Raw genomic sequence first — 2,780 nt, 5'->3', positions numbered from 1 at the left:
ACCAAGGGCAAACCATTTTTTGAGTTGACAAATCGACTATTTTATGAGCTATACCAATAATATCAAGTCTGGTGGAATACCCATAATTAAGGGGCCCGGGCGGGGGGAGGGTGGGGAGGGTGGGAAGTGTGGGGAGATGGGGAGATGGGGAGATGGGGAGATGGGGGAGATTTTTATTAAGGGTAATTATCCTGACATGATGTCAGAGGACAATTATATGTCTACATGTAAAGTTATATTACGAAATGTAACATTGATGAGCGCGTTTATAAATGAGATGTAAACGTAAGAGGTCTTTTTTTATTGAACAATAAAACTCCGGATCTGTTTCCCCTCTTGCCTTTTGCCTCTTGCCTCTTGCCTCTTGGCCTTTGGGAGTATGTTCACAACTCAAATATAAACGCGCTTAGTGCAGTCTATTGACTTTTAACTGACAATAATTAAGAATTTATTAAAGAAGCTCAAAAATACTTCATCATACGGTAAAGACTATGAAACTTACTTATCGCGGCGTTAGCTACGAATACCATCCCAAGAAAATTACCACCACAGAAGTTAACTGTACTGGCAAGTACCGAGGACTGAATTGTGGATTGGGTAGTGGCTATGTCTTACTAGCTGGCCAAGACAAAGTCAACCTAAAATATCGTGGTATTTCTTATGGCATTGCTGATTCTGGGTATGATTCCGGTGCTGATTCTGGGTATGATTCCGGTTCCGGTCGCCCCCCAATTTGGGAAGGAACAAAACTCTTAAAGTCCCCGGTAGTGAATCAGCAAAGTGTGGGATAAGCAAGGGAGTCATTCCAACTCCAAGGGGTGATCGCTAATCGCTAACAGGTGCATCTCATTAAAGCTAACTACTCAGAGCAAAAAGTAGAGCTTGTTGAGAAAGATGTAAATCACAAGCCCCATCAAGTTAATGGTATATGTATATTGCAAGCCGTTGTAGACAGCGACCAGCAAAAATTAGGGCTTGAAAAGATTGAGATAAATTACAACCCCTTGAAGTATTAAGTAGATGGCAATCCAGGCGGATCGCGACCAATCGTCAGGTGGGCAGTGCCTACCAACGGGCTTTGTCAGCTGATTTGATCCGTATTAAGCACTGCCCACCTGACAGGAACTAGTCATAAACCAGTGATTAATCGTAGTAATAAACCAGTGATTAATCGTAGGGTGGGCAGTGCCTACCAACGGGCTTTGTCAGCTGATCTGATCGGTATTAAGCACTGCCCACCTGACATGAACTAGTAATAAACCAGTGATTAATCGTAAGGTGGGCAGTGCCTACCAAGGTGCTTTGTCAGCTGATTTGATCTGTATTAAGCACTGCCCACCCTACATGAACTTCTCTGTTCCCTGTTCCCTGTTCCCTATTCCCTAAAACCCAAAAATTTGTACCTGACCGAATTGAAAACCGCTGTCAATTCATCCTAATATCATGTCGGTTTAAATGCACATAATTAAGCGACCTCGTCCGTGAGGAGCCAGTCATAGAAGGTTAACCCCCGAATCAACTCTTGTTGTTGGAGTAGCCTCTGACAGCGTTGATAGACCAACTCCTCAACTTCAGCCATCGAGTCTTAGGCTTGATTTACTAATGGCTCATTCACGCTCCGGCCATAATCGTTCAGCAGGTTGCAACTCTGGAGAATAAGGAGGCAGGTGCAGTAAGTGAATGCCTTCGGGTACCTTCAGCTTGTCAGTAGTATGCCAACCCGCTTGGTCGAGAGGTAAAATCACCCGCTTATTTTTGCCAAGTTTGAAGTGCTCAGCAAAGTCCTTGAGCACCCGATTAAACAACTCGGTGTTGACATAGGGTAAAAGCCACCAGTAGGTTTCTCCGCTGTGAGGTTGGACAAATGCATATAACCATAGCCACTCTCGCTTCCAGTTAACCCGAGCAATGGCTGTTTCCCCCAACTCGACCCAGACTCGTCGCATCACCGGTTGTAAGCCAATGCGGTGCTCATCTTGACACCAAATTTCGACGTCGGCGTCGTGATATTGCATCTGTACTCGATTCACCTCGTCCCTCAACTTTTTTTTCCAAACTTCTTGCTCGTGTTCATCACTGTGTTGATGCTGAGGGCTCCGAACTCGCAGCCGAAACTCCATCTGTTTGAGATATTTCCACCCCTGCTGCCGACTCACAGGCTTTCCCAGAACCTGACTCAGGTAGTCCGCCACTTTGCGTCCATTCCACAATCCACCATCGGGGGCTACCCCTCGAATCGCTTGCAGCAGATGGGCTTGTTGAACATCATCAAGTTTGGGTAAGGCACCTCGATTATGGCGCCGTAAATCCCCTAATGCCTCATTACCCAAGTGGTTGTAACTGCGAACCAACTCATAAATCCAGCTACGGCTGTAACCTGTTACAGCCGCCACCTCCTCGCTCTTGTTGCCTTTGGCTAATAACCAAAGGATTTGGTAATGTGAGCGTTCCGTTACCGTTTTGGCTTGGCGATAACCTTGCTCCAATTCATCAATAGTTAGGTGGGGGCTAATAGTAAGGCGTTTAGGCATGAGTAAAACATAGTAGATGCTACCTTCTATATTATGTGCATTTAAGCTGACATGATATAAGGATTAGAAGGGTAATTAAAAGGCGATCGCTTACAGCTCGTAGCGATCGCCTTTTGGTATTTGTTACTAAAGTTTTACAAAGTTTATAACAATCAATACTTTGAGGTTAATAATTTGTATTTTGGGCAGATGATCAAGGAATTTTTGCTTTGCTGAATTGAAGTATGAATGCGCGATCATTTGATTTTG

General features: G+C 44.6%; 2 protein-coding genes and 1 pseudogene. 2 read left to right on the top strand and 1 reads right to left on the bottom strand.

Annotation, left to right across the window (positions count from 1 at the left end; genetic code table 11):
* The first annotated feature begins 491 nt into the window (after nt 1–491).
* Nucleotides 492–791, top strand: coding sequence for a DUF4278 domain-containing protein (locus F6K49_RS39730; RefSeq protein ID WP_293062758.1), 300 nt, complete (start codon nt 492–494; stop codon nt 789–791).
* Nucleotides 792–1,263: 472 nt separating this feature from the next.
* Nucleotides 1,264–1,386 carry a hypothetical protein gene (locus tag F6K49_RS39725; RefSeq protein WP_293062760.1) on the top strand — a complete coding sequence of 41 codons (123 nt, stop codon included), beginning with the start codon at nt 1,264–1,266 and terminating at the stop codon, nt 1,384–1,386.
* Nucleotides 1,387–1,465: 79 nt separating this feature from the next.
* Here the strand turns inward: F6K49_RS39725 and F6K49_RS39720 are convergent.
* A pseudogene (locus F6K49_RS39720) lies at nt 1,466–2,531 on the bottom strand (IS630 family transposase).
* Nucleotides 2,532–2,780 lie beyond the last annotated feature (249 nt).

The organism is Moorena sp. SIO3I6 (genome assembly GCF_010672095.1).
This window is presented reverse-complemented; position numbering and strand designations above follow the sequence as displayed.

Excerpts from the sequence above, each read along its gene's own strand:
- F6K49_RS39730 (WP_293062758.1), top strand. The coding sequence starts at position 492 with ATGAAACTTACTTATCGCGGCGTTAGCTACGAATACCATCCCAAGAAA.